The 26,067-nt window shown below is 72.0% G+C and carries 22 protein-coding genes; 5 read left to right on the plus strand and 17 right to left on the minus strand.

Annotated elements, in window-relative coordinates; all coding sequences use genetic code 11:
* Positions 1–146: 146 nt before the first annotated feature.
* The 4 genes from rplI to rpsF form a co-directional block, all read right to left on the minus strand.
* A complete protein-coding gene (gene rplI, locus MRBLMI1_RS13765) occupies positions 147–599 on the minus strand; it encodes a 50S ribosomal protein L9 (RefSeq protein ID WP_367733807.1) in 453 nt (150 codons plus the stop codon).
* 10 nt (positions 600–609) lie between these two features.
* A complete protein-coding gene (gene rpsR, locus MRBLMI1_RS13770) occupies positions 610–864 on the minus strand; it encodes a 30S ribosomal protein S18 (RefSeq protein WP_013584646.1) in 255 nt (84 codons plus the stop codon).
* Positions 865–965: 101 nt separating this feature from the next.
* On the minus strand, positions 966–1,481 hold the full coding sequence (locus MRBLMI1_RS13775; protein ID WP_367733810.1) for a single-stranded DNA-binding protein: 516 nt from the start codon (positions 1,479–1,481) through the stop codon (positions 966–968).
* 5 nt (positions 1,482–1,486) lie between these two features.
* On the minus strand, positions 1,487–1,879 hold the full coding sequence (gene rpsF / locus MRBLMI1_RS13780) for a 30S ribosomal protein S6 (protein WP_367733812.1): 393 nt from the start codon (positions 1,877–1,879) through the stop codon (positions 1,487–1,489).
* Between the two features lie 228 nt (positions 1,880–2,107).
* On the opposite strand from rpsF, the gene MRBLMI1_RS13785 reads away from it, so the two are divergent.
* Positions 2,108–3,229, plus strand: coding sequence for a hypothetical protein (locus MRBLMI1_RS13785; protein ID WP_367733813.1), 1,122 nt, complete (start codon positions 2,108–2,110; stop codon positions 3,227–3,229).
* A 24-nt stretch (positions 3,230–3,253) separates the two neighbouring features.
* On the opposite strand, the gene MRBLMI1_RS13790 is transcribed toward MRBLMI1_RS13785, so the two are convergent.
* The 4 genes from MRBLMI1_RS13790 to sfnG form a co-directional block, all read right to left on the minus strand.
* Complete coding sequence (locus tag MRBLMI1_RS13790) at positions 3,254–3,883, minus strand: hypothetical protein (protein WP_367733815.1); 630 nt, start codon at positions 3,881–3,883, stop codon at positions 3,254–3,256.
* A 70-nt stretch (positions 3,884–3,953) separates the two neighbouring features.
* Positions 3,954–6,809 carry a M14 family zinc carboxypeptidase gene (locus tag MRBLMI1_RS13795; protein WP_367733817.1) on the minus strand — a complete coding sequence of 952 codons (2,856 nt, stop codon included), beginning with the start codon at positions 6,807–6,809 and terminating at the stop codon, positions 3,954–3,956.
* A gap of 148 nt (positions 6,810–6,957) precedes the next feature.
* Positions 6,958–8,001 (minus strand): putative FMN-dependent luciferase-like monooxygenase, encoded by a 1,044-nt coding sequence (locus MRBLMI1_RS13800; RefSeq protein ID WP_367733819.1) that lies wholly within the window; start codon positions 7,999–8,001, stop codon positions 6,958–6,960.
* 82 nt (positions 8,002–8,083) lie between these two features.
* Positions 8,084–9,217, minus strand: coding sequence for a dimethylsulfone monooxygenase SfnG (gene sfnG, locus MRBLMI1_RS13805; RefSeq protein ID WP_367733820.1), 1,134 nt, complete (start codon positions 9,215–9,217; stop codon positions 8,084–8,086).
* A 124-nt stretch (positions 9,218–9,341) separates the two neighbouring features.
* On the opposite strand from sfnG, the gene MRBLMI1_RS13810 reads away from it, so the two are divergent.
* Positions 9,342–10,403, plus strand: a complete 1,062-nt coding sequence (locus MRBLMI1_RS13810) for an LLM class flavin-dependent oxidoreductase (RefSeq protein ID WP_367733821.1) — start codon at positions 9,342–9,344, stop codon at positions 10,401–10,403.
* Positions 10,404–10,531: 128 nt separating this feature from the next.
* On the opposite strand, the gene MRBLMI1_RS13815 is transcribed toward MRBLMI1_RS13810, so the two are convergent.
* Genes MRBLMI1_RS13815 through MRBLMI1_RS13825 form a run of 3 tightly spaced genes read right to left on the minus strand, consistent with a single transcriptional unit; the run spans position 10,532 to position 14,127 of the window.
* Positions 10,532–11,845 (minus strand): O-acetylhomoserine aminocarboxypropyltransferase/cysteine synthase family protein, encoded by a 1,314-nt coding sequence (locus MRBLMI1_RS13815; RefSeq protein ID WP_367733822.1) that lies wholly within the window; start codon positions 11,843–11,845, stop codon positions 10,532–10,534.
* Positions 11,838–12,782 (minus strand): ATP-grasp domain-containing protein, encoded by a 945-nt coding sequence (locus tag MRBLMI1_RS13820; RefSeq protein ID WP_367733824.1) that lies wholly within the window; start codon positions 12,780–12,782, stop codon positions 11,838–11,840. Before MRBLMI1_RS13820 ends, MRBLMI1_RS13815 begins: the two co-directional genes overlap by 8 nt.
* A gap of 28 nt (positions 12,783–12,810) precedes the next feature.
* Complete coding sequence (locus MRBLMI1_RS13825) at positions 12,811–14,127, minus strand: alpha/beta hydrolase (RefSeq protein WP_367733825.1); 1,317 nt, start codon at positions 14,125–14,127, stop codon at positions 12,811–12,813.
* A 130-nt stretch (positions 14,128–14,257) separates the two neighbouring features.
* On the opposite strand from MRBLMI1_RS13825, the gene MRBLMI1_RS13830 reads away from it, so the two are divergent.
* On the plus strand, positions 14,258–14,452 hold the full coding sequence (locus tag MRBLMI1_RS13830; protein WP_367733826.1) for a hypothetical protein: 195 nt from the start codon (positions 14,258–14,260) through the stop codon (positions 14,450–14,452).
* On the opposite strand, the gene MRBLMI1_RS13835 is transcribed toward MRBLMI1_RS13830, so the two are convergent.
* From MRBLMI1_RS13835 to MRBLMI1_RS13860, 6 genes are all read right to left on the minus strand, one after another.
* On the minus strand, positions 14,442–14,825 hold the full coding sequence (locus tag MRBLMI1_RS13835) for a DUF779 domain-containing protein (RefSeq protein ID WP_367733828.1): 384 nt from the start codon (positions 14,823–14,825) through the stop codon (positions 14,442–14,444). The two genes, MRBLMI1_RS13830 and MRBLMI1_RS13835, sit on opposite strands and share 11 nt — an antisense overlap.
* 220 nt (positions 14,826–15,045) lie before the next feature.
* Positions 15,046–16,596, minus strand: a complete 1,551-nt coding sequence (locus tag MRBLMI1_RS13840; protein WP_367733829.1) for an aldehyde dehydrogenase family protein — start codon at positions 16,594–16,596, stop codon at positions 15,046–15,048.
* A gap of 218 nt (positions 16,597–16,814) precedes the next feature.
* Entirely contained in the window at positions 16,815–17,339 is a 525-nt protein-coding gene (locus MRBLMI1_RS13845) for a hypothetical protein (RefSeq protein ID WP_367733831.1), read from the minus strand.
* A gap of 75 nt (positions 17,340–17,414) precedes the next feature.
* Positions 17,415–18,701 (minus strand): GAF domain-containing protein, encoded by a 1,287-nt coding sequence (locus tag MRBLMI1_RS13850; RefSeq protein WP_367733832.1) that lies wholly within the window; start codon positions 18,699–18,701, stop codon positions 17,415–17,417.
* A gap of 292 nt (positions 18,702–18,993) precedes the next feature.
* Positions 18,994–20,421, minus strand: a complete 1,428-nt coding sequence (locus MRBLMI1_RS13855) for a CCA tRNA nucleotidyltransferase (protein WP_367733834.1) — start codon at positions 20,419–20,421, stop codon at positions 18,994–18,996.
* Between the two features lie 189 nt (positions 20,422–20,610).
* Positions 20,611–22,134 (minus strand): DUF7059 domain-containing protein, encoded by a 1,524-nt coding sequence (locus tag MRBLMI1_RS13860; RefSeq protein ID WP_367733837.1) that lies wholly within the window; start codon positions 22,132–22,134, stop codon positions 20,611–20,613.
* Positions 22,135–22,239: 105 nt separating this feature from the next.
* On the opposite strand from MRBLMI1_RS13860, the gene MRBLMI1_RS13865 reads away from it, so the two are divergent.
* Both MRBLMI1_RS13865 and murJ read left to right on the plus strand, forming a co-directional pair.
* Complete coding sequence (locus tag MRBLMI1_RS13865) at positions 22,240–24,450, plus strand: DUF6049 family protein (RefSeq protein WP_367733839.1); 2,211 nt, start codon at positions 22,240–22,242, stop codon at positions 24,448–24,450.
* A complete protein-coding gene (gene murJ, locus MRBLMI1_RS13870; protein WP_367733840.1) occupies positions 24,447–26,045 on the plus strand; it encodes a murein biosynthesis integral membrane protein MurJ in 1,599 nt (532 codons plus the stop codon). The genes MRBLMI1_RS13865 and murJ overlap by 4 nt, the downstream gene beginning before the upstream one ends.
* Positions 26,046–26,067: the final 22 nt, after the last annotated feature.

Below are 26,067 nucleotides of genomic sequence, written 5' to 3' on the forward strand. Positions count from 1 at the left end.
CGTGCACGGGGGCACACGACGACCGCCCCCGTGCACAAACCACGCCCCGAAGCCCGAACCGAACGCCGCCACACGCACCAACACCACCCACAACCAGAACGGCCCCGCCCTGCCGAAGCAGGACGGGGCCGAAGAGGTGCAGCGAATTACTTCGCGGCGACCACCTGGAGGGTGATCACGGCGGTGACGTCGTCACGGAGGCGAACGGTCGCCTCGTGCTCGCCCACCGACTTGATCGTCGAGGTGATCTGGATCTTGCGCTTGTCGAGGTCGCCCAGACCGGCGGCCTTGACGGCGTCTGCGACGTCGCCGGTCTTGACCGAACCGAACAGACGACCCTCGGCACCGGCCTTGACCGCCAGCTTGACGGTGTTGGACTCGAGGGTGTTCTTCAGCGCCACGGCGTCCTCGTGGTCGTGGATCGCACGGGACTCGCGAGCGGCGCGGATCGACGCGACCTGCTTCTCGCCACCGCGGGTCCAGGCCACAGCGAAGCCCTGGGGGATGAGGTAGTTGCGGGCGAACCCGTTCTTGACCTCGACCACGTCACCGGCGCTACCGAGCCCGGTGACCTCATTCGTGAGAATCAGCTTTGCCATCGGGTGCTCCTTAGCGGCCGGCGCCGGCGTAGGGCAGGAGAGCCATCTCGCGCGCGTTCTTGATGGCGCGGGCGATCAGGCGCTGCTCCTGCACGGAGACACCGGTGATACGACGGGCGCGGATCTTCCCGCGCTCCGAGATGAACTTGCGGAGGGTTGCGACGTCCTTGTAGTCGATGACGCCGACGCGGATCGCCTTCGCGGGGGCGGCGTTCTTCGCGCCCTTCCGCGGCTTGCGGCGGTCGCCAGTGGCCTTTCCAGCCATGCTTCCTTCTTTCGTGTGGTTCGGACGCCGGGCCGGTCACGCGGACCGGGGGAGGGCATCCGGAATTTCAGGGGTCGTCTCGCTCGAGAGTGGGGCGAAGATCAGAACGGGGTGTCGTCTCCGTAGGAGCCAGGAGTGCTCCACGCGTCGGCGCCGCTGTTTCCACCGTTGTTCGAGCCGGGGGTCGACCACGGCTCGTCGGTGGACTGCTGCACCTGCGGGCGCTGACCGCCGCCGCCACCACCGCCGCCGGAGGCGGCACGGGTGACCTGGGCGGTCGCGTAGCGGAGCGAGGGGCCGATCTCATCGACTTCGAGTTCGATGGAAGTGCGGTTGTTGCCCTCGCGGTCCTGGTACGAACGCTGCTTGAGGCGACCGGTCGCGATGACACGGCTGCCCTTCGTCAGCGAACCGGCGACGTGCTCGGCGAATTCGCGCCACACCGAGGCGCGCAGGAAGAGCGCCTCGCCGTCCTTCCACTCGTTCGCCTGACGGTCGAACGTGCGGGGGGTCGACGCGATGGTGAAGTTCGCCACCGGCAGCCCGTTCTGCGTGTAACGCAGCTCCGGGTCAGCGGTGAGGTTCCCCACGACGGTGATGACGGTTTCGCCGGCCATCGTCGTTACTTCGCAGCCTTCTCGGCGGACTCGACCTTGCGGGGAGCGGCGGCCTTGCGAGCGGCCTTCTCCTCGGAGCGCTTGGCCTCGGCGGCGACCTGGGCGATCGCCTCTTCGGCGCGCAGGACCTTGGTGCGCATGATCTGCTCGTTCAGCTTCAGCTGACGGTCGAGCTCGTTCGTGGCCTCGCTGCTCGCGACGAAGTTGACGACGGCGTAGATGCCCTCGTTCTTCTTGCGGATCTCGTAGGCCAGACGGCGGCGGCCCCAGATGTCGATCTTGTCGATGGATCCTCCATCGGCCGTGATGACCTTGAGGAAACCGTCGAGCTTCGGAGCGACCTGGCGCTCGTCGACCTCGGGATCGAAGATGACCATGAGTTCGTACTGGTGCGTCACTAACCCACCTCCTTCGGACTAGAACGGCTGACGGGCATTTCCCGGCAGCAGGAGGGTGTGTTGCACGTCGTCTCGGTCTTATCCGCGCATGGGCGTAGCCAGACAACCTGGACAGTCTACCGGATGCCACCGGTCGAGCGGAATCATCGATGCGACCCCCGCCGACCGGACCCGCGACGGCCCGCGCGACACCTGCGTCCGGACGGACCCCGCCGCTAACGTCGACGCATGACGCGATCGGTTCCGTTCGACTCGACCCCGCTGACCGCGCCCGTCACCCGCGCGGAGGTGAAGGCGTACACGGCGCAGCTGCGCCGGGAGGGCCACCTCGGCTCCCCGGTCCTCGGCATCGTCATCCTCTGCCTCGTCGGCGCGGTGTTCCTCCTGGCGCTCGGCCCGATCCTGATCGCCGTCTTCGCGACGATCCTCGACCCGGGCGGACCCTCAGCGATCGTCGCGGGCGTCGTGCCGCTCGTGATCTTCGTGGGGATCGTCGCCCTGGCGGTCTGGGGCATCACGCGCGGCCTGGGCGGAGCCGCCGAGCGCCGGTTCCGGCTCGCGCGCTTCGCCCGGGCGAACGGGATGCGGTGGCTGCCCCGGCAGCCGGCCCCGGCCCTGCCCGGGCTCATCTTCGACCGGGGCAGCTCGCGGGCGGCATCCGATCTGATCCGCGGGGAGAACCCGCGCTTCGTCGAGATCGCGAACTACCGGTACACGACCGGGTCGGGCAAGAACCGCCAGACGCATCGCTGGGGGTACGTCGCGATCCGCCTCGACGTCCCGTTGCCGCACATCGTCCTGGATGCCACCGGCAACAACGGCCTCTTCGGCTCGAACCTGCCGCTGAGCTTCGGCCGGGACCAGCGGCTCAGCCTCGAGGGCGACTTCGACGAGCACTTCGCGCTGTACTGCCCGTCCGGCTACGAGCGCGACGCGCTGTACCTCTTCACCCCGGACGTCATGGCGCGGTTCATCGACAACGCGGCGGCGTTGGACGTCGAGATCGTCGACGACTGGCTCTTCCTCTACGCCAAGCGCGACCTGTCGACGCTCGACCCGGCGACGTGGGCGTGGCTCTTCACGACCGTCGCGGCGCTGCTGGACAAGCTCGCGCAGTGGGCGCGGTGGCGCGACGAACGGCTCGAAACGGTCCCGGCCGCGGGGGCCGTGGCATCCGGGATCCCGGGGGCGCAGAGTGCGGGCGCGCCCGTGCTGCCCCCGCCGCCCGCCGGGGTCGCGCCGGCGGGTCGACGTCTGCGCCGGGGGTTCTCGTGGGTCGCCGTGGTGCTCGTCGTCGCGGTGGGCCTGTACGTCGCGGTCACCCTGGTCGCGACCGTGCTGGGGTCCTGAGGCGGGCCGGCCGAACGTCCCCGGTCAGGACGAGGCGCGGCTCACCGCGACGGTGCTGCTGGTCGTGCCGCCGGAGCCCTGCACCGTGAGGGTGTAGACCTGGTCGGCATCCCGGCACGCGTAGGCGATGTCGGTGTATCCGTCGGCGGTGAGCGGAACCTCGGCGAACGGCTGCACGGAGGCGTCGCTCGTGGCGATCCCGATCCAGGCGCGCTCGGCACCGTCGGACGACCAGCGGAAGGTCAGCGGCACCGTGCTCTCGCGCTCGTCCGGGCAGGACACGGCGACCGTGTCGGCCTCGAAGACGGGGATCGTCGGCGCGGCCGCGGAGGCAGCGACCGGGGGAGCAGCGGCCTCGGGAGCGGCCTCGGGAGCCGTGGACGGGGACGCGGACTCCCCGGGCGTCGCGCTGTCCACCGGCGTCCCGGAAGGGGACGGGCCGGCGGCGGGGGAGGACGCACCCGGCGTCGCGAGCGCGAGAGGCGCTCCGCCCCCCGCGCCGAGGACCGCCCAGGCCCCGGCGACGAGACCGGCCGCGATGAGCACGCCGCCGACCGCGATGAGGCTCCGTCGACGCGTGGGGGAGGGGGATGCCGCGTCCTCCCGGCCGTCGTCGGGCTGCAGGAGGTCGTCGAGGTCCGCCCGTTCCGTCATGCGTGGTGCTCCGTGATGTGGGGGAGAAGAGGGGACTCCGGGGAGGGGCGAACCCCTCCCCGGAGCGGGGTCACTGCGCGCGCGAGGTGCGGCGCGCCCGACCGATGACGATCAGACCGGCTCCGACCAGGCCCACGGCGAGCGCGGCCCATCCGAGCGGCGCCGGGTCCTGACCGCCCGTGACGGCGAGGTCGTCGTCCGAGCCGCCGGCCGGCAGCCCGATCGGGGTGCTCGTCGGCGCCGGCGTCGGCGTCGGCTCGACCGGCGCGGGGGTCTCCTCGACCGGAGGCTCCTCAACCGGGGGCTCCTCGGTCGGCGGCTCCTCGGTCGGCGGCTCCTCGGTCGGCGGCTCCTCGACCGGGGGCACGACGGACACGCCTTCGCCGGCGGCCCAGAACACCGCGCGGGCGACGTCGCCGAACGCGCCGACGGGGTGCGCGCGGAACGTCGGCGACGTCCCGAACACGAAGGCCCGCGTCCCGCTGGCGCCCGTGAGGGAGACGGCGGAGGCCTGACCCGCGGCGTTCGCGACGGCACGTCCGTCCGTGGCACGCCAGTGGCCCGAGACGAACGTGTCCGACGCGGCGTAGCGCTGCTCGACCGTGACGCCGGCGGCGGGCGCGGGGAACCACGCGAACGGGTACCCGAACGCGGTGTCCTGTGCGTAGTCACCCAGGACGCCGTCCTCGGGGGTCTCGACGCGGGCGATGCCGTTCGAGCCGCTCGTCCCCGTGACCGCGGTCAGCGGGGAGACGAACGTGTTGACGAACGCCGTTCCCGCCGCGCCGCGGCCGACCACGGGCTTGCCCGCGGCGATGAAGGCGCGGACGCGATCCGCTCCCGCCGCCTGCTCCGCAGAGAAGCTCAGACCCGTGCCGACGTACAGGAGGTCGACGGTCGCCAGGTCCACCTGACCGGCGGCGAGCGCCGCGGCCGTGACGGGGACGAGGCCGGTGAAGCCGAGCTTGACGAGCGCGTCGCGGTCGCCGGCGTCGCCGACGTAGCCGACCGTGGTGCGGCGCAGGGCGGTGCTGTCCTCGTCGAGGAGCACGGTGCCGTCGCTGAGCGCGAAGTCGACACCGAAGATCGCCGCTGCCTCCGCGGCCGCGGTGCGGGACGCTTCGTCCGCACCGACGACGATCGTGCCGTCCGTCAGCTGCGAGAGGGCGATCCCCTCGGCGAGCAGCGCGTTCACCGCCTGCCAGTCGGCGACGCCGCGCGGCTCGAACGTGAGGTAGCCGGCATCCTCCGGAACCGACCCGGTGAGCGGGGCGCTGGTGACGTCCTCGGTCACGACGACCGGGGCGGCATCCGTGGTCTCGCCGATGCGCGCGACGTCCGCGCCCCACAGCAGCGCGAGGCTCCAGGCGGAGATGTCGTACATGTCGGGCACGCGGTCCGAGATGTCCGAGCCGTCGGCCAGCAGCACGTTCGCCAGACCGCGCAGCGGCTGGTGCATGTCGACGTAGTACGACCCGGCCGGGTAGTCCGTGCCGCCCAGGCGCGCGGCCGCCGTCAGGCGCTCGACCTGGATGCCGTTGACGAGGAGCTGCTGCACGAGCGTCTGCGCGTCGGAGTCCGACCGCTGGCCCGCGCCGACGGGGATGACGTACGCGCGGGGGAAGTCCGCGTTGTAGACGTCGGTCTCGTCCCAGATGTCGGTCCACTCGGCGGGCACGCCGGGGGCGAGGTCCTCGGGGGCGACGTCCGCCGGGATCTCGACGCTCGGCTCACCGGCCGTGCCGCGACGGAAGATCTCGATCTGGTTGTCGAGCAGGGCGTCGCTGTGCTCGCCGACGTAGTCCACGACCGTGTCGATGACGACCTCGGCGACGGCGATGTTCACCTTCGCGCGCGCGGGCTGGTCGCCGCTGCGGCCGAGCGGCAGCTCCACGGTGTTCGTGATGGCGCCCTGGTACGCGACGTACTGCGGCGCGAAGATCGGCGGCCAGTCGTCCCACCCGGACCGCTGGTCGCGGTAGGGGATGTTGATGAAGCCGGTGTTCGTCTCGGTGACGCTGTCGGTCGCGGGGTCGTAGTACGTGTTGCCGGGGATGTTCGCCGCGGTCACGGCGTCCTCGATCTCAAGCGCGGTCGCGTACGCGTGCGGCACGAACAGGTCGTACTCGTAGTTCTCGCCGTGCGGCGGTCCGCAGGGCTCGACCTGCAGCACGCTGGTGTAGCCGTGCAGGTCGATGAAGTAGGTCGGCTGGATGACGCCGGCGAGGTCGCGGACGAGGGATGCCTCGGCGGTGGCCCCCGTGATGAAGTCGCGGTTGGGGTCGTAGCCGTTGGCCGTGCCGCGCTGGCCGAGGGCGCGCCCGTCGGGGTTGTTCGTCACGGTGAAGTAGATGCGGTGCTCGTCGAGCATCTCCGTCGTCGCCGGATCGGTGCTCGTGGCGAGGTCCTCGATGTAGTTGAGAGTGGCATCCGTGCCCTCCCACTCGTTGCCATGGATGTTGCCGTTGAACCACATCGGCACCTTGTAGCCCGACTGCAGCGCGACGTCGGCTGCGGCGCCGATCGGGTCGGCCTTGATGCGGTCGCGCCACACGCCCTGCTGGGCGGTCTCCGCCGCGGTCTCGGGTGCCGTCACGGTGACGAGGTAGATGTCGCGGCCCTGGGCCGACAGGCCGACGACCTGCGCGGAGACGCGGTCGGTGCTGTCCATCAGCGTGTTGAGGAACGGCGCGATCTCGTCGTAGGGGCGGACGCCGCGGGCGATCGAGGCGTCGGTGGGCAGGTCGGGGAAGACCTTCAGTTCGGGCTGCACCGGGTAGCTGGTCGGCATGTCGATCAGCGGCGAGGCCGGACGCACCACGCTCAGGGGCGGTGGCGTGATCGCGGCCGAGACCGGGGCGGCGGCGAGCACGGACGTCACGGCGATGCCGACGACGACCGAGCCCGCGAGGATGCTTCTCTGCACGGGGACTCCATCAGGTTGCGCAGCGCGACTCGGAGCTTTCCGCGCGGCGGGGTGGGGGGTGGCTCGGAGACCGAACCTGGAAGCAACCTATGGATCCCCTGTTACGCGGATGTGACGGCCGTGAACCGTTTGATGTCCCGACGGGTGGTCAGACGGCGGCGGTCTCCGTCGTGGTGAGGCCTCTCAGCTCGGCAGCGGCGGCCTCACCGGTGCGCAGGCCGAGCCGCGGCGCGACCTCGGTGGCCAGAAGCTCGATCGAGCGCAGGGTGATCTCGGGCGCCGGGTCGACGGAGTGGACCTGGAACGCCACGTCGGTGGCGAGAGGGAGGGTGCGATCGGCCGCGAGCGTGGCGACGACCGCTTCCACCGTGCCGAGGTGCGTGTCGGTGAGCCGGGCGAGGTCGGCGAGGTCGCCCGTGTCGTCCTGGCCGAGGAACGTGCGGGTGAGGCGGCGCACGCCGTGATCCGCGGACGCCCACGCCTCGGCGAGACGGTCCGGGTCGACGACGACCGCCGTCCGCGACGCGAGGATGCGCGGCTCGACGCCGGCGGGGAGGCTCGAGAGATAGGCCTCGACGATCGGCACCTGCACGTCGTGCAGCGCCTGCCCCGGTTCCCGCGGCTGCGTGCGGGAGAGCAGCAGGCCGTCGCCGGCCCGTCCGGCGCGACGCCCGCCCTCGACGGAGAACGTCGCCTGCCACAGACGAACCGCCAGGTCCGGCGCTGGCGGATTCAGACGCAGGTCCGACCCCCGGATGCCGCGTCCCGCGAACGCGTCGCGGAGCACGTCGAGGTGGTCCGCCTGGATCTCGCGCCGGTCCTCCGACGCGCGGCCGAAGGCGGCGAACGCGGACGGGGTGCCACCGCTGCCCACGCCCAGCTGCACGCGGCCGTCGCTCAGCGCCTGCACGACGGCGGCATCCTCGGCGACCCGCACCGGATCCTCCAGCGGCAGGGTGACGATGCCGGTTCCGAGGGCGATGCGATCGGTCTGCACCGCAGCCGCCGCGAGGAAGGGGAACGGCGAGGGAAGGCCGCCCTCGTCGCGGTCGAAGTGGTGCTGCGCCACCCAGGCCGACGCGAAACCGTGCTCCTCGGCCGCGCGGACCTGCGCGAGCGCGGTCCGATACCGGCGTCCGTCCGGCGCGGCGTCCAGCAGTCGCGTGAAGAACCCGAGTCGTGCGCCGCTCATCGCGTCGTCCCTCCCGACCTCGCGGCCGTGAACCGGCAAAGGGGCCAGGATGCCACGGCATCCCGGCCCCTTCAAGCGGTTGTCAGCGCGCGGAGACCTCGATCGGGTCGCCGGTGCGGGCGAGGTCCGCCTCGAGCTCGCGGACGATCGGGATGACCGTCTCGCCGAAGCGCTCCAGCTCCTCCTGGAAGTGCAGAAAGCCGAGCAGGAGCAGGTCGACGCCGCGCTTCTTGTACTCGATGATGCGCTCGGCGATCTGCTGGGCGTCGCCGAACAGCTGCGTGCGGAAGCCGTCGTTGTACTGGACGAGGTCGTCGAACGACGAGTCCGCCCACATGCCCTTGCCGTCCTTGGTCGCGTTGCCGGCCTCCTGCACGCTCTTGCGGAAGCCCTCGACGGCGCCGCTGTCCGCGCCCGCGATGATGTCGCGCAGCTGCTGCTCCGCCTCGGCGCGGGAGTCCCGCTGGATGACGAAGCCGTTCAGGCCGAAGCGGGTGCGGCGGCCGTGCTCGGCGGCGATGCGGGTGACGTCGTCGTACTGCTCGGTGAACCCGTCGAAGTCCTTGCCGTTCGAGAAGTACCAGTCCGAGTAGGCGCCGCCGTTGAAGCGCGCGGCCGTCGAGTTGCCGCCCTGGAAGATGTCCGGGTGCGCACGACCCTCGACCTCGTACGGGAACGGACGCAGGGTGAACTCGTTGATGTCGTAGTACTTGCCGTGGAACGAGAACTTCTCCTGCGTCCACAGCCCGCGCAGCACCTGGATGAACTCGGCGGCGCGCTCGTAGCGCTCGTCGTGCTCGAGCCACTCCAGGCCGAGGTCCGTGTACTCGTCCTTGAACCAGCCGCTGACGACGTTGACGGCCGCACGACCGTGCGAGAACTGGTCGGCGGTGTTGATGAACTTCGCGAGGACGGCGGGATGCCAGATGCCCGGGTGGATGGCGGAGATGACCTTGAGCTTCTCGGTGGCCAGCAGCAGAGCCAGGCTGATCGACGTCGACTCGTGCTGCTGCGCCGCGCCGTAGCTGGAGGCGTACCGCACCTGGCTCAGCGCGTACTCGAAGCCCACGCGCTCGGCCGTCTGGGCGAGCTTGACGTTGTAGTCGTAGCCCCAGTCGGTGCGCTGCTCGACGGAGCTGATGACCAGGCCTCCGCTGACGTTGGGCACCCAGTAGGCGAACTTCAGCGGCTCGTGGGTGGCGTCGATGTCGCTCATGGATCCTCCTCGTCGATGCGGACCCGCACACGTTGGCATCCCTTCGTCGAGATGGTCAACCGCACATGACGGTGCATGTCGCAATGTGACGCCCGGCCCCTCCGGGGGTGACGAAGATAGAGGCATGACCTCCCCCCAGCGCGTGCGTTTCGGCTATTGGACCCCGATCTTCGGCGGCTGGCTCAGGAACGTCGACGACGAGCAGACCCCGGTGTCGTTCGCGCACATCGCCGAGATCGCCCGTGCCGCCGAGGAGGGCGGGTTCGACCTGACACTCATCCCCGAGCTGAACCTCAACGACATCAAGGGAGTCGAGGCGCCCTCGCTCGACGCGTGGGCGGTGACGGCGGGGCTCGCCGCGGTCACGTCGCGCCTCGAGCTGATGACGGCGGTGCGCCCGGGCTTCCACAGCCCGTTCCACACCGCGAAGCAGGCCGCGACCATCGACGAGATCAGCGGAGGACGGTTCACCCTCAACGTCGTCTCCGCGTGGTGGGCCGAGGAGGCCAAGCAGTACGACGGCCTGTTCAGCGCGCACGACGACCGCTACGCGCGGACGATCGAATGGGTCGAGGTGCTCCGCGGCCTGTGGAGCCAGACGCCGTTCGCGTACGAGGGCGAGTACTACCGCACCGAGGGCACGTACACGGAGCCCAAGCCCCAGATGCAGCCGCGTCTGTACGCCGGCGGCGAGAGCGAGGCCGGGCGCGCCTCCATCACGCGCTTCGCGGACGCCTACCTCACGCACGGCGGCACGCTGGAGGAACTGGATGCCAAGGTGTCCGACATGCGCCGCCGTCGCTCCGAGGCCGGCAAGACCCCCTTCGAGGCCTTCGGCATGGCCGCCTACGGGATCGTCCGGGACACCGAGGAGGAGGCGCAGGCCGAGATCGACCGCATCACGGACGTCCGCGGGGGCGCCGCCTACGGCTCGTACCAGGACTTCGTGAGCAAGTCGAAGCTCGACACCCAGGTCGACCTCAAGGAGTACTCGGTGTCGAACCGCGGCCTGCGGCCCAACCTCGTCGGCACGCCCGACCAGGTCGCGGAGCGCATCGTGGCGTTCGCGAACGTCGGCGTCTCGACGCTGCTGCTGCAGTTCTCGCCGCACCTGCCCGAGATGCAGCGGTTCGCCGCGGAGGTCATCCCGCGCGTGCGGCGGCTCGAGGAGCGCCGGGACGCCTGAGCGGGTGGGTTTCGGACGCCCGAGCGGGCCGGTTCGGGACGCCTGAGCGGGCGGGTCCCGGACGCCTGAGCGGGCGGGTTCCGGACGCCGGAGCGGGCGGGTTCCGGACGCCCGAGCGGGCCGCGGCGTCAGACCGCGACGCGCAGTGCCTGATCGAGATCGGCGATGAGGTCCGCGGCATCCTCGAGTCCGATGGACAGGCGGATGAGTCCGTCGGCGATGCCGAGCCGGTCGCGCGTCTCCTGCGTGAAGCCCGAGTGGGTCGTCGTCGCCGGATGGAGCGCCATGGATCGGGTGTCGCCGATGTTCGTCATCCGGCTGAAGACGCGGAGCGCGTCGAAGAACCGCTCCGCCCCCTCGGCGCCGCCGCGCACCGTGAACGAGAAGACCGAGCCCGGCAGCCCGCCGTAGTCGCGGACGGCGAGCGCGTGCTGCGGGTGGGACGGGAGTCCCGCGTAATCGACGCTCTCGACCCGCTCCTGGCCCTCCAGCCATTCCGCGATCTCGCGGGCCGAGGCGATGTGCTGCCGCATGCGCACGGACAGCGTCTCCATCCCCTGGTGCAGGAGGAAGCCGTTCAGCGGCGACAGGGCCGGGCCCGTGTCGTTGGCGATGCCGAACCGCAGGTACTGCTCGAACGCCCGTGGGCCGAAGGCGTCGACGTACGACGCGTGGGTGGAGAACGGCGTCGCCGTGATCCCCGGGTAGGGCCGATCGGATGCCGCCCAGTCGAAGGTCCCGCCGTCGACGATCGCCCCCGCCAGGTTCGCCCCGTGGCCGGAGAGGAACTTCGTCGCCGAGTGGACGACGATGTGCGCGCCGTGCTCGAAGGGGCGGATGAGGAACGGCGTACCGATCGTGTTGTCGACGACCAGCGGGATGCCGTGACGGTCGGCGATCCGCGCGACCGCGGCGATGTCGACGACGTCGTTCTTCGGGTTCGGCAGCGTCTCGGTGAAGATCGCCTTCGTCTCCGGGCGGATGAGCCGCTCCCACTCGTCCTCGTCGGACGGGTCCCAGAGGTACTCGACCGCGACGCCGAGCCGGCGGAAGGAGCGGTCGAAGAGCACCCGGGTGCCGCTGTAGATGCTCGCCGTCGAGATGATGTGCTCGCCCTCGCCGGCCAGCCCCAGCAGCGCCATCGTGATGGCCGCCTGCCCGGAACCGACGACGAGCGCGCCCGACCCGCCCTCGAGAGACGCCAGCCGACGCTCCGCGACCTGGTTCGTCGGGTTGGCGTTGCGCGAGTAGAGGTGGCCGAGGTCGGCGCCGGAGAACCGGTCGGCCGCCTCCTGGAATGAGGCGAACCGGTAGGCCGCGGAGAGGTGCACCGGCGTGATCCGTGCGCCGTGGGTCAGGTCCTCGGCCTCTCCGGCGTGGACCTGACGGGTCGCGAAACCGTAGCCCTCCCAGTCCAGGGTGGGCGCCGCCGGCTCAGACACGGGTGCCGACGGCCGCGTCCTGCGGCAGCAGCGATCCCAGCCAGCGGGCGATGGCACGGGGTCCGGAGCGCGGAGCCGTCGCCTCGACGTCGGGGTTGTAGTTGGTGTTCGTGTTCACGTCGTACGTGACAGTGCGGCCGTCCACGGTCTCGATGAACTCGATCCCGGCGATGCCGATGCCCTCGGCGGCGAGGAAGGCGAGGTAGCGGTCGATGAGCGCCGGGTCGACGTCGTCGCGACGGCGGAACAGCGGCTCGGGCTCGACGCCGTCGGCCCCCGGGACCGCGCACGCCTCGGCGGGGCAGAGCTCGAAGCTGCCGGCGCTGGTGTCGACGCGGACCGCGTAGACGAACTCGCCGCCGACGAACTCGGCGCGCGTGATGAACGGGGCCTTCGCGACGAGGAGCTCCTGCAGAAGCGTGACGCCGTCGGGGGAGGGCTCGAACTCGGGCCCGGCCACCCAGGCGGCGAAGGCGTCGTGCGAGTCCCAGCGGCGCACGCCGAGGCCCTTGCCGCCCTGGTTGTGCTTGCTGATGAAGGGGGCCGTGAAGGCCGCCGCCTGCGCGACCAGGCGCTCCGTGCCGAACACGGCGACCGTCCGCGGCACGTCGATGCCGGCGTGACGCAGCGCCGCGTGCTGCGCGACCTTGCTCACCTCGAGCTCGAGGACGTCGGCGCCGTTGATGACGGTGCGGCCCCACGAGGCGAGCCAGCGCAGCACGGCGCGGCCGTACTCCTTGCTCTCGCCGTGGTCCCGTGTGTGCGCAGACGCGCTCAGGCGCGACCAGAAGACGCCCTCCGGCGGCTCGGCGCCGAGGTCGATCGCACCATCCGTGAGGAGCCACTCCTCCAGGGGGACGCCCTCGGCCTCGAACGCCGCCTCGAACGGCGGCAGCCACTGGGGGTTCTCGTGAATGACGTAGACGCGACCCGACATGCCGCCAGGCTAACCCGGACGGCCGACGTCAGGGCCGCTCGGCGTCACGCGACGACACCGACGGGGAGGCGGGCCGCGGTCTCTCGTCCGCCGGAAGGACGAACCGCCGGGCGATCCGGCGGGAGAACTGGATCATCCGGTCGTTGGGCCCGCCGCGGGACGGCAGCTCGCCACCCCGGCCCATCGCCACGAGCGCCGTGCTGAGGAGCGCCGAGGACCCGGCGTCGAGATAGCTGACCCGGCCGGGGCGGTCGCCGAACGGTCCGTGCATGTCCACGGCCTCGACGTCGAGCCCGTTCACCGTGCCGCCCTCGGAGCTGAAGACGCGGGCGCCGAACCGGACCGTCGTGGGGTCCGGTCGCAGGGACAGCGCGCGTCCGACCATCGCCCACTCGTCGGCCACCGCCTCGGTCGCGAACACCTCGCCCATCGGGACGTCGATGTCGGCCGCGCGGCGCACCGTCGCCGCGATCCCCGCCGAGCCCAGCAGGACCGCGTGGGCGGCGGAGGTCCGCGTGAGCGCGAGGGCGGCCACGTTCGTCCCGTAGGAGTGCCCGACCACCGTGATCTCCGGCGCCGGTCCGCACCGGCTGGCCCGCAGGGCGCGGAGGTCGGATGCCAGGGCGACGGCCCCGACGGCGGCGCGCTCGTTGAACGCCACCGAGACCATCCCCTCGACGCTGGCGTTGTGCGGGGGACGGTAGCCGAGCCAGGCGACCACGGCGATGTCGGCGAGGGGAACGTCCGAGACCGCGGCCTGGGCCTGCCGCAGGCGGTGCGCGGCCCCGACGTAGTCGCCGATGCTCCCCGCGACGCCGACGTCCATGCCCGGCACGAGGTAGCTGACGTGCGTCGCCCGGTCGAGGTCCCCGACGGCGACCGTCGCCCGCACGGGGACCTCCAGGTCGAGAGAGACCAGCGTCTCCTCGTCGGCCGCGCGACGCAGCTCGGTCAGCGCCGCCGCCCGGAGCGCGGCCTCGCCGACCGGGTGCCGGCCGGTGATGAGCATCGCCGCGCGCAGGACCCGGGAGTTGGCGCGCGACCGCACGGCGTACGGGATGCCACCGAGACCCCCGACCAGGGCCGGCTCGTCGCGCTCGAGCGCCGCGCGCTGCGCGTCCGCAAGTCGCCGCCACCACGGCGCGATGCGGTCGGGGGCCGTCGACCGCAGGCGCGTCCGCAGACGGCCGCTGGACGCGACGAGGAGGGCGAGGGTCGCGCCCGGCGCGGCGGCGAGACCGTCGAGCAGCTCCGCTGTCGGCATGGTCGCCAGGCCGCTCGCGTCGTCCGGAGCGCTGCCGGGCCCTCGGCGAGCACCGGGACGAGGGTCGAGGAGCTTCCGCATCCCCGCAGGCTAGGAACGCTGCCTTTTTTCCGCCCTCATCTGCACCGGAAGATCACCCGATTCCTCACCCCACCTGCCCGTCGCCCGCCCCACCGCGCTCGCTAGGCTGCCCCGGGACGGAAGGGATGCCATGACCACCGACTTCATCGACGCCAATCGCGCGAACTGGGACGAGCGTGCCACCCTGCACGCCGCTCGGGACGGATCGGGCTACGGGGTGCAGCGGTACGTCGAGGATCGCGACCGAGCAGCCGTCGCCGATCCCGCTCACCTACACGATCCGCGCATCGAAGCCCGTCTGACCCGGGTTCCGATCAGGCGCTGACTCCGAACGCCGACGCCTCCTCCTCGGTGAGCATGCGGGAGCGGATGAGGAACCGCATGCCCGTCGGGCCCTCGACCGAGAACCCCGCGCCCCGGCCGGGGACCACGTCGATGGTGAGGTGCGTGAACTTCCAGTACTCGAACTGGCTCTCCGACATGTAGACCTCGATGGGGTCGTCCAGGCCCACCTCGATCGCACCCAGACGGACGTCGCTCGGCCCCGTCAGGAACATCCCCACGGGGTAGCACATGGGCGAGCTGCCGTCGCAGCAGCCCCCCGACTGGTGGAACATGAGCGGCCCGTGGGTCGCCGTCAGGTCGCGCAGCAGCGCGGCAGCGGCATCCGTCACGTCCACCCGGGACAGTCCTGGCATCCGTCTCTCTCCTTCTCCTCCGTCATGTCCCACTTCGTGCAGGATTCACCCCATCACCCTGCACAAAAGGGGACACGCCTTCCTGAACCACCGGCCCCACCGACCGGCATGTCCCACTTCGTGCAGAATTCACCCCCGAACCTGCACGAAGGGGGACACGCCTCGCCGGCGCCGGCCCGCGACGGCCTCAAAGGGGTGAGGCCGCCGCGGGGGTCGCCGATCAGAAGAAGCCCATCGCGCCTTCGGCGTAGGACACGAGCAGGTTCTTCGTCTGCTGGTAGTGGTCGAGCATCTTGAGGTGGTTCTCCCGGCCGATGCCCGACTGCTTGTACCCGCCGAACGCGGCGTGCGCGGGGTACTGGTGGTAGGTGTTCGTCCAGACGCGTCCGGCCTCGATGGCCCGTCCGGCGCGGTAGGCGGTGTCGCCGCTGCGGCTCCACACGCCGGCGCCGAGGCCGTACAGGGTGTCGTTCGCGATCGAGATGGCGTCGTCGAACGAGTCGAACGACGTGACCGACAGCACGGGACCGAAGATCTCCTCCTGGAAGATCCGCATGTCGTTCGTGCCCTCGAACACCGTCGGAGCCACGTAGTAGCCGCCGGACAGGTCGCCGCCGAGATCGACGCGCTCGCCGCCCGTCAGCAGCTTCGCGCCGCCCTGCCTGCCGATGTCGATGTACGACAGGATCTTCTCCAGCTGGTCGTTGGAGGCCTGCGCGCCGATCATCGTCTCGGGGTCGAGCGGGTTGCCCTGGCGCACCTTCTTCACGCGCTCGAGGCCGTCGCCGAGGAACTGGTCGTAGATCGAGCGCTGGATGAGCGACCGCGACGGACACGTGCACACCTCGCCCTGGTTCAGCGCGAACATCGTGAAGCCTTCGAGCGCCTTGTCGTAGTAGGCGTCGTCGGTGGTCCGGGCGACGTCCTCGAAGAACACGTTCGGGCTCTTGCCGCCGAGCTCCAGCGTTACCGGGATGAGGTTCTGCGACGCGTACTGCATGATGAGGCGCCCGGTGGTGGTCTCCCCGGTGAACGCGATCTTGCGGATCCGCTTGTGCTGCGCGAGCGGCGCCCCCGCCTCGATGCCGAAGCCGTTGACGATGTTCACGACACCGGCGGGGAGCAGGTCGCCGATGATGTCGAAGAGGAACAGCAGGGATGCCGGCGTCTGCTCGGCCGGCTTGATCACGACGCAGTTGCCCGCGGCGAGCGCCGGGGCGAGCTTCCACGCGGCCATCAGGATGGGAAAGTTCCACGGGATGATCTGGCCCACGACACCGAGCGGCTCGTTGAAGTGGTACGCGACGGTGTTCTCGTCCAGCTGGCTGAGCGAGCCCTCCTGCGCTCGCAGCACGCCGGCGAAGTAGCGGAAGTGGTCCACGGTCAGCGGGATGTCGGCCGCGAGCGTCTCGCGCACCGGCTTGCCGTTCTCCCACGTCTCCGCGACGGCGATCTTCTCGAGGTTCTCCTCGATGCGGTCGGCGATCTTGTTCAGGATGACGCTGCGCTCGGCCGGCGTCGTCTTCTTCCAGGTCGCGAAGGCCTTCCAGCCGGCCTCGACGGCGCGGTCGATGTCGGCGGCGTCGCCGCGGGCGACCTCGCAGAACGGTTTGCCCGTGACGGGCGTGATGTTCTCGAAGTACTGGCCGCTGTGGGGCTCGACCCATTCGCCCCCGATGTAGTGCCCGTACCGCCCGCGGTACTCGGCGACGGCCCCGCGGGTTCCCGGGGCGGCGTAGACGCTCGAGACGCCTTCTTCGACGATGGTCATGCGTATCTCCTTCGACGGTCATGAGTCGCCGCGTCGGCTCCGGGCGGCGATGGCCCCGACGGTACGCCGACGGAGGTTGCATCGAGTTGCACGGCCGCGGGGGCCGCGGGGCGCCGGCGGGCGTCGGGATCGCCAGGGCGAGCACCTCGAGTGCCCGCACCCCGGAAACGATGGATGCCACGACCCCGAGGCCGTGGCATCCATCCTGCTCGCGCGGGTTACGCGTCGGCGTCGACGAGGACCGACCGCAGCGGGGGCACGTTGACCTCGTGCAGGTCGATGCCGTCGAGACGCTCGATGCTCTGCACGCGCGGGGCGATGGCGCGGTCGTCGGCGACGATCCAGCTGCCGACGAGGAGGAAGCGGTCGTTGCCGGCGGTGATGGGACCGGTGAGCGCGAACGTCTGGTGGGTCGGCGTGCGGAAGACCACGCGCACGGGGGTGCCGTGGGGGAGCGTCGACGGGTCGACCACGTCGGCGTCGAGTGCGGGCTCGGGCGCCTCGATGCCGAGGTCGATGCGCTGGATCTCGGCGCTCGTGGCGAGGATGACGTCGCCGATGAGCGGCTGGCCGCCCACGCCGATGCGGACGGTGCCCTCGAGGGCGTAGAGGCCGTAGCGCGGGGAACGAACCGTGACGCGGGCGACGTCGCCCGCCTTCACCTCGGCGAGGGCCTCGCGGATGCGCCCCACGTCGCGACGTGCGCGAGCTGCCGAGAAGATGTCGAGCGCGTTTTCGTCCATATGTTCAGCGTAACGAGCACCTCCGACATCGGGCTCATGTGCGCGCACCCGATCGCACACGAGCGGAGGTCGCGATCACGACTGCTCGAGGCGCTCCAGCCGCGCGACGAGCCCCGCGCGCTTCGGCGATCGGGCGGGCAGCGATCGGAGGCACAGCCGCAGCACCTCGTCGTCGTCGCGAGCATCGGCGGTGTCGGCGAAGGCGAGCAGCACGTCGATCCCCGCCTCGGCCATCAGCGCCTCACGCAGGGTCGACCGCACCGACTCGCGCACCTCGACCACGCCGGGAGCGTCGGACTCGGGCAGCACGGGCCCGGCGTAGGCGGCGAGCGCCACCCGGTGCGCGCCGCGGTCGAGCAGCGAGAGCACGTGCTGGGCGTCGGTCTCGAGCCCCTCGGGCAGTCGATACGGGCGGGATGCCGGAACGAGACGCGGTGCGAACGGGACGAGCGCCCGGCGCAGTCGGACCATCTCGGGCCGTAGCGTCTCCACCGCCGGGTGGCCGTAGACCGCCTCGCTCAGCGCCTCGGCCGACAGTCCTTCGCGATGGGCCGCGAGCAGCAGGAGAATCTCGGCGTGCCGCGCGCTGAGCTCCAGCGCAGAACCCCCCACCTCCAGGAGCGCGCGATCCCGCCCGAGGATGCGCAGCAGAGCCCGCGCCGGCGTCGATCGCCGCGGGGGAGGAGCCTGCCGCGTGCGCAGTCGCCCCACGAGGATCTCGCTCTCGATCGCGCGAGCCGTGGCATCCACGAGCAGCTGCGCTTGCGGGGTCACCGCCTCGGGTCCTCCCGTGACGTCGATCACGCCGAGCAGCCGACGCGTCTCGGGGTCGTGCACGGGTGCCGCGGTACAGGACCAGGGCTGCACGAGACGGTTGAAGTGCTCGGCGCCGCGGATCTGCACCGACCGATCGAGGGTGAGCGCTGTTCCCGGAGCCGAGGTGCCGACGGCATCCTCCGCCCAGTTCGCCCCCGCCACGAAGCCCATGTCGCCCGTCAGCGCGCGGATCCGTCGGTCGCCCTCGACCCACAGCAGACGACCCGCCGCATCGCCCACCGCGACGATCACGCCGGACTCCTCGGCCGTGCCGGGCAGCAGCAGCGAGCGCACCATGTCCATGACCCCCGCGAGCGGGTGGGCGCGCCGATACGCCTCGAGCTCGTCGAGCGAGAGGTCGAGCGAGGGGAGTCCCTCGGGACCGACGAGGGATGCCAACGACCTCCGCCACGATTCCTGCACGAGCGGCCGCACGTCGTGGAGGCGCCGATCGTCGTTGCCCGCGATGAGCTCCTCGTGCGCGCGCGCGATGAGCAGCCCCGAGGTCTCGGGGGACACGGCCGGTCGCGACCATGGAGAGGACACGGAACTCCCATCAACGTCGACGGAGGTGGCTCTCAGTGTAGGTCCGAGTGCGCCCGCGTGGGAGGGGTCGGCGCCGGGGATGACCACCGTTTCCGATGCGGCGTGGGTGTCCGTGCGTGGCCCCGGGACCACCTGCGTCGCCCCGGGGCCACACCGCGCGCCCCGAGGCGGCCGCAGCGTCGGTGTCCCTGCGGCGGCGTGGGTGTCCGTGCGTGGCCCCGGGACCACCTTTGTCGCCCCGGGGCCACACCGCGTGCCCCGAACCGGCCGCGCCCCGAGGCCGCCGCGGCCGTCAGCTCCGCGCGGCCCACCACTCCCGCAGGCGCCGCTCGGCCTCCTCGGGTCCGACCATGCCTTCGTCCAACCGCAGGTCGAGCAGGAAGCGGTACGCCTCACCGACCTCACGGCCCGGCTTCAGACCGAGGATCTCCTGGATGCGGTTGCCGTCGAGCTCGGGCCGGATGGCATCCATCTCCTCCTGCTCCCGCAGGGTGGCGATGCGCGACTCGATGTCGTCGTAGGCGGAGGCGAGGCGCTGCGCCTTGCGCTTGTTGCGCGTCGTCACGTCGGCACGGGTGAGGATGTGCAGGCGCTCGAGCTCGTCGCCGGCGTCGCGGACGTACCGGCGCACGGCCGCGTCCGTCCAGGCCCCCTCCGCATAGCCGAAGAAGCGCAGGTGCAGTTCGACGAGCCGCGAGACCACGGTGGTGGTCGCGGCGTCGAAGCGCAGGGCCTGCAGGCGCTTGCGCGCCATGCGCGCGCCCTTCACGTCGTGGTGGTGGAAGGTGACGCCGCCGCCGGGCTCAAGTCGACGCGTCGCCGGCTTTCCGATGTCGTGCAGCAGCGCGGCCAGGCGGAGCGGCACGTCGGGGGCGGATCCAGGATGCCGCTGCCTCTCGAGCGCGATCGCCTGACGCAGCACCGTGAGGGAGTGCTCGTAGACGTCCTTGTGATGGTGGTGCTCGTCGACCTCGAGTCGCAGCGCGGGGATCTCGGGGAGGAACTCCTCGACGAGCCCCGTGTCGACGAGCACGCGGATGCCGCGGACCGGGTCGTCCGTGGCGAGCAGGCGCACGAGCTCGGCCTGGATGCGTTCCGGGCTGACGATCTGCAGGGTCTGACGGAGGTCCGTGATCGCGTGGCGCGTGTCGTCGTCGACGGTGAACTCCAGTTGCGACGCGAACCGCGCCGCGCGGAGCATGCGGAGCGGATCGTCGCCGAAGCTGACCGCCGGGTCGATCGGGGTGCGCAGCCGTCCCGCGAGGAGGTCCTCGACGCCGCCGGTGGGGTCGACCAAGGTCCGGGCGGGAACGCGCAGCGCCATGGCGTTCACGGTGAAGTCGCGACGGGTGAGGTCCGCCTCGAGCGTGTCGCCGAACTCGACGGTCGGCTTGCGGGTGACGCCGTCATAGCTGTCGGCGCGATACGTCGTGATCTCGACCTGCTCGCCTTGGACGCGGGCGCCGATGGTGCCGAACGCGCGGCCGACGTCCCACTGCACCGACGACACGGGCTTGACCAGCGCCAGGATCTCGTCCGGGCGCGCGTCGGTGGTGAAGTCGAGGTCGTGCGTCGTCCGGCCGAGCAGCGCGTCGCGGACGGGACCGCCCACGATGGCCAGATCGCGCCCGGCCGCCGCGAAGACGCGGGCGAGCGTCGAGACGACGGGGTGGTCGGCGAGCTCGCCGAGGCGCGCGACACCCTCGGACATGTTCAGCATGCTCCGAGCCTAACGAAGCCGCCGCGCTCGCCTCGTGCCCGGCCGCCTGTCGCCCCCGTGCGCCCGCGACCTGCCCGGGCGGCCGTGCGCCCGCGCCCCGCCCGTCTGCAGGACCGGCGGGACGGGTGTCGTCCCGCGGGACGCCTGAGCCGCGCCGACACGCGTCGGTCCTGCATACGCGCCGGCGCCTCACCCCTCCGCGAACGTCAGGAAGCCCGTGTCGATGAGCTCGCGGACCCGGGGGAGGAGGTCGTCGCGCAAGTGGGCGGCATCCACGTCCATGAGCTGGGCGATGGCCCCGATCAGGCTGCCGACGTCGAGATCGCCGTCGCACGCGCCCACGAGCGCGGCCAGGGCCGGGTCGACCTCGAGGGTCCGGCCGAAGCCGCCGCCCTGGCGCAGCTCGATGACGCTCGGCGCCTCTTCGCCCGGGCGGTGGTGGCGGGCCTCGGTCACGTCCGGAGCGACGAGGAGGAGGGATGCCTCCAGCCCGGCGTCGTCGAGCAGGGCCGCACGGTCGTGGGCCTCGAGGCATGCCGCCAGGTGCGGGCCGAACGAGGCCTCGCCGCCGCCCGCTACGCGCTCGTACCGCGCGAGGGTCGGACCGCCCGCGAGCGGACGCCGCAGCAGGACGTAGCCGAAGCCGACGCCGGTGACCCCGCGCGCGGCGAAGTCCTCCAGCCACGCGTCGATGAGACGCGCGTACTCCTGAGTGCCCGGCACGGTCCCCCCGTCGCGCACCCACAGTTCGGCGTACGCGAGGGGGTCCAGCACCTCGCGCTCGATGACCCAGGCGTCGAGCGCCTCGCCGGCGGCATCCACCCATCCCCTCACCCGGTCGAGGCCCGACTCCTCACCCCGGTACTCCCAGTTGCCGAGCGACTGCGCCACCCCGCCGGGGGACAGGTGCGCTCCCACCCCGCCGACCACCGCGGCGACGAGCGCGTCGCCCTCCATGCCGCCGTCGCGGTACTCGTAGGCGGGGACCCCCGCGACCCGCGGCGTGATGACGAAGGGCGGATTGGATGCCATCCGGTCGAACGTCTCGCCGGCGACGGGGTCGAACAGCGAGCCGTGGCGCGTCTCGATGCCGTCCACGTCGTTGAGAAGGGCGTTGAGACGGGTGAAGCGGAGCGCGCGCTCCGAGACGTCGGTCGCCACGACGCGGTCGACGAGCCGCCGCAGACGCAGCGCCTGGATGCCGCATCCGGTGCCGATGTCGAGTCCGGTGCCCGCACGACGCGTGAGCTGGATGCGCGCGAGGGTCTGCGAGGCCCCGCCGACGCCGAGGACGTGGTCCTCGGGGAGCGGCCCACCGAGAGCAGCCTCGTCGAGGTCGCTCGCGATCCACCACTCGACGTCGCCGTCCGCGTCCGCGAAGGCCTGCGGGCGGATGAGGACGCCCCCGCGCACGACGTCGTCGGCCGCGACGACGAGTCCCAGGGCCGTGGCTCCGTCGAGGCCGAGCGAGGGGAGCGCGGCGCCGAGCTCGGACGCGGTCGCGGTGGCGCCGAGACCCCACACGCGACCCAGGACGGCGAGGGGGTCGTCGCGCCGGCCGAGCGCCCGCAGCGCAGGCTCGCGCAGTCCGCGGGCCAGGGCGTCGTCCGCCTGCGGGCCCCAGGCGTCGCGCAGCGCGGCTCCGCTGTATCCGGCGGCACGGAGGTCGGCGGCGAGACGGCGGCAGAGGGCGGGATCGGGATGGGGGAGCACCCGTCCATTCAACCGTTCGGGCGAGGCTATCGGGGGGCTTGAAGGCAGGCGGCTCTAGACTCGTCGCGGCGTGGCCCCCGCCACCGATTCCACCACCGCATGATCGTGACCTCTCCGCCTCCGGGCTCCTCCGACCCACGGCGCTCCCGCACGCGCCGGCTGCTGGCGACCCTGGCGAGCGTGGCCCTGTCCGTCGGTCTCGCGGTGCCGGCTGCCGCCGCGACCTCCACGCCCGCCCCGACGCCGACCGCGGCCCCGGCGGAGCCGAGTCTGGCGCTGTCGCCGGTCTCCAACGGCGTCCTGCGTCCCGGGGAGTCGCTCGGGGCGACTGCCACCCTGCAGAACCCCGGGAGCTCCGCGACCGACCCCGTGCCGGTCGCCTTCCGCCTCGGGACCGCGCCCCTGCGCGACCGTTCGGCGCTCGACCGCTGGCTCGACGGGGACACCGCCGGCGTGTCCGTCGCCGAGGTCGGCGCGACCACGCTCGGTGCGGTCTCGTCCGACGACCAGGGATCCGTCTCGCTCAACGTCCCGGCGACCGACCCGGTGATCGCCGGACGCGCCCCCGGCGTCTACCCGCTCTCCGTGCAGGCCGGCGACCTCGTCGCCACGTCGGTCGTCGTCGTCCCCGACACCGCGGCCGCCGCATCGGGTCTCGCCGTGGTGTTCCCCATCACGGTCGGCGTCCGACGCGAGGGTCTGCTGACGGCCTCCGAGCTGGCTGACCTCACGGCCGTCGACGGTCCCCTGACGGCCCAGCTGGATGCCGTCGACGGCACGGCCGCGACCCTCGCTGTCGACCCCGCGATCCCCGCCGCCATCCGGGTCCTCGGCACCTCCGCGCCCCCCACCGCGATCTCCTGGCTCCAGCGGCTGCTCGCCCTGCCCAACGCCCGGTTCGCCCTGCAGTTCGCCGACGCGGACCTGTCGGCGCAGATCAATGCCGGCCTCGCCACCCCTCTCGAGCCCATATCCCTTCTGACGTATATGTCCGCGGCGGACTTCTCGACACCCGTGACGACGTCGACGGCATCGCCCACTCCCACGCCGTCGCCCTCCTCGGGCGCCCCGTCTCTTCCGGATCTCGCGACTCTCCTCGACATCGGACCGGCCACCGCGAACGTGTACTGGCCGGCGACGGGCAGCGCCGGGCCCGGGGTCGTGGGAGCACTCGCGGCCTCCGGCGACGCGGACCAGCCGGCGCGCATCCTGCTGCCGTCGTCGAGCGTCTCGGACGGGACCGTTCCGGTCGACGCCTCCGTCGGCGGCGTGTCCACCCCCGTCTACGACGCCGACGTCACGGCGGCCCTCACCCGCGCCGCCGGGGAGAACGACGTCACCCGCCGCGGGTCGGACCTCGCCGCCGCCGTCGGCATGCTCGCCCTCGCCCGCGCGGACGCGGGCGGTCGCCCCCTCCTCGTCGCCGTCGACCGCGGCACCGATCGCGCCCGCGCCAGCCTCCGCGCCACCCTCGCGGCCGCCACGACCGCGCCGGGATTCGCGGCCGTCCCCCTCGACGACGTCGTCGGGGGAGCGGCATCCGCGATCTCCCCGGCCGAGCCCGAGTCCGACGCCGCCCGGGTCGCCGAGGTGACCCAGCTCGTCTCGGACGAGGCGGTCATCGACCGTTTCGCCACGGTCCTCGAGCAGCCCGAGCTGCTCACCGGCCGCGAGCGCGCGGAGATGCTGCAGCTCCTCGGCACCTCGTGGTCCGGCGACGCCGCACGCGAGGCCGTCGCCGCCCACCGCAGCGAGACCCAGGAGACCCTCCAGTCCGTCGGCATCCTGTCGTCCGACTTCCGGCTGGTGAGCTCGAGCGCGCCGCTGCGTCCCTGGATCCGGAACGACCTGCCCTGGCCGGTCTCGGTGGTGCTGGTGGCGCGTCCCGACGACGTACGTCTCCGCGTACAGGAGCAGACCCCGATCGAGGCGCAGGCCGACGCGAACACCCGCGTCGAGGTCCCCGTCGAGGCCCGTGTCGCCAACGGCGAGGTCAGCGTCGCCCTGCAGCTCTACAGCCCCACCGGCGAGCCCATCGGCGATCCGCAGGGCGTCGACGTGGAGGTGCGCGCCGAGTGGGAGAACATCGGCCTCATCGTCATCATCCTCCTCGTGATCGGCTTCATCGGCATCGGCGTCGCCCGCACGGTCGGTCGCCGGCGCGCTCTCCGCCGCGAGGTGGCCGCCGCCCTCGAGACCCCGCTCACCGAGCCGGAGGTCCGGGATGCTGCCGGCGCCCCGGCCGATGCCCCGATCGACGGCCCGCGTGCCGACGCAGACCGCGGCGTCGAGCCGCCCCAGGAGGAACGTCCGTGAGCGGAATCGGTCGCGCGAGCGTCCTCATCGGAGCCGGGACGATCGTGTCGCGGCTCACGGGTCTGCTGAGGACCATCGTCCTCGTCGCGGCCATCGGGTCGATCAGCTCCGCGGGTGACGCCTTCGCGGTGGCGAACCAGCTGCCGAACAACATCTACGCGATCATCTCGACCGGCCTCCTGACGGCCGTGGTGGTGCCGCAGATCATCAAGGCTGCCGCTCACGCCGACGGGGGCCAGGCCTTCATCTCGAAGCTGTTCACGCTGGGCACGATGGGGCTGCTCATCTCCACCGCCCTCGCGATGATCGCCGCACCGCTGCTCGTCCAGGTCTACGCGAGCCGCTTCACCGAGGATCAGCTGGCGCTCTCCACGGCCTTCGCCTACTGGTGCCTGCCGCAGATCTTCTTCTACGGTCTCTACGCGCTCCTCGGCGAGATCCTCAACGCCCGCCGCGTCTTCGGCCCCTACACGTGGGCGCCCATCGTCAACAACATCGTGTCCATCGCCGGGTTCGCCGGGTTCATCGTGCTCTTCGGCGGTCCCCAGACCGCGGTGTCCGCCTGGACGCCCCTCATGACCGCGACCCTCGCGGCCACCGCGACCGCGGGCATCGTCGTCCAGACCGTCGTGCTGGCCTTCTTCTGGCGCCGTGCGGGGCTGACGCTCCGCCCCGACTTCCAGTGGCGCGGGGTCGGCCTGCGCCACATCGGGCGCCTGGCCGGATGGACGTTCCTCATGGTCGTCGCGGGTCAGCTGGCCGGGATCGTGCAGACGAACGTGCTGTCCGGCGCCTCCGGCGAGGACCCCGCGATCTTCGCGTCGCAGAACGCCTGGCTGCTCTTCATGCTCCCGTACTCGATCATCGTGCTCTCGATCGGGACGCCCTACTTCACGCAGCTCAGCGAGCACGCGGCCGCGGGACGCCACGAGGAGGTGCGGGCCGACATCGTCCGCAGCATCCGCACCCTGGGCCTGTTCATCGTCGTGGCCGCCGTGGCCCTGGCCGTCGCTGCCGTGCCCGCGAGCAGGATCTTCACGAACGGACCGGAGCAGGCCGCCGCGGTCGCCCCGGTGCTGCTCTGCTACCTCCTCTGCCTGGTCCCGCTCGCCGTGCTCTTCGTCGTTCAGCGGACGTTCTACGCCTACAACGACACCCGTACCCCGTTCTTCTTCACGCTCATCCAGTGCGCGCTCGTCACGGGCGGGGCGCTGGCGGCCGGTGCGGTCCTGGGCCCTGCCTTCCTCGCCGCCGGCGTCGCCCTCACCCAGTCGCTGGCGAGCATCGTGCAGGTCGTGATCGCGGCGGTTCTGCTGCACCGTCGCCTCGGCGGCATCGGGACGGCCCAGTGGCTGCCCGCCCTGCTGCGGTTCTCCCTCGCCTCCCTCCCCGCGGCCGGGGCCGGCTTCCTCGCGTACGTGCTGACCGGCGGCTACTTCGGGTGGACGTCGACGAACGCCCTTACGGGCGCACTCGGTGCCGCGCTCGTCGGGGGTGTCGTGCTCGTCGTCTATCTCGGCATCCTGGCCCTCTTCCGCGCACCCGAGCTGGCTCCCGCGCTCGCGCTCGGACGGCGCTTCCTGCCCCGGCGCTAGCCCCCTCTCGCGGAATACCGCG

It is taken from the genome of Microbacterium sp. LMI1-1-1.1, from assembly GCF_040815675.1.
Classification (GTDB): domain Bacteria; phylum Actinomycetota; class Actinomycetes; order Actinomycetales; family Microbacteriaceae; genus Microbacterium.

Coding starts and splice junctions, on each gene's coding strand:
- MRBLMI1_RS13800 (WP_367733819.1), bottom strand. CDS start 8,001: ATGAGCGGCGCACGACTCGGGTTCTTCACGCGACTGCTGGACGCCGCG.
- MRBLMI1_RS13810 (WP_367733821.1), top strand. CDS start 9,342: ATGACCTCCCCCCAGCGCGTGCGTTTCGGCTATTGGACCCCGATCTTC.
- MRBLMI1_RS13835 (WP_367733828.1), bottom strand. CDS start 14,825: ATGCCAGGACTGTCCCGGGTGGACGTGACGGATGCCGCTGCCGCGCTG.
- MRBLMI1_RS13830 (WP_367733826.1), top strand. CDS start 14,258: ATGACCACCGACTTCATCGACGCCAATCGCGCGAACTGGGACGAGCGT.
- rpsR (WP_013584646.1), bottom strand. CDS start 864: ATGGCTGGAAAGGCCACTGGCGACCGCCGCAAGCCGCGGAAGGGCGCG.
- MRBLMI1_RS13825 (WP_367733825.1), bottom strand. CDS start 14,127: ATGCGGAAGCTCCTCGACCCTCGTCCCGGTGCTCGCCGAGGGCCCGGC.
- MRBLMI1_RS13775 (WP_367733810.1), bottom strand. CDS start 1,481: ATGGCCGGCGAAACCGTCATCACCGTCGTGGGGAACCTCACCGCTGAC.
- MRBLMI1_RS13845 (WP_367733831.1), bottom strand. CDS start 17,339: ATGGACGAAAACGCGCTCGACATCTTCTCGGCAGCTCGCGCACGTCGC.
- MRBLMI1_RS13785 (WP_367733813.1), top strand. CDS start 2,108: ATGACGCGATCGGTTCCGTTCGACTCGACCCCGCTGACCGCGCCCGTC.
- MRBLMI1_RS13840 (WP_367733829.1), bottom strand. CDS start 16,596: ATGACCATCGTCGAAGAAGGCGTCTCGAGCGTCTACGCCGCCCCGGGA.
- rplI (WP_367733807.1), bottom strand. CDS start 599: ATGGCAAAGCTGATTCTCACGAATGAGGTCACCGGGCTCGGTAGCGCC.
- MRBLMI1_RS13790 (WP_367733815.1), bottom strand. CDS start 3,883: ATGACGGAACGGGCGGACCTCGACGACCTCCTGCAGCCCGACGACGGC.
- MRBLMI1_RS13855 (WP_367733834.1), bottom strand. CDS start 20,421: ATGCTGAACATGTCCGAGGGTGTCGCGCGCCTCGGCGAGCTCGCCGAC.
- sfnG (WP_367733820.1), bottom strand. CDS start 9,217: ATGAGCGACATCGACGCCACCCACGAGCCGCTGAAGTTCGCCTACTGG.
- MRBLMI1_RS13820 (WP_367733824.1), bottom strand. CDS start 12,782: ATGTCGGGTCGCGTCTACGTCATTCACGAGAACCCCCAGTGGCTGCCG.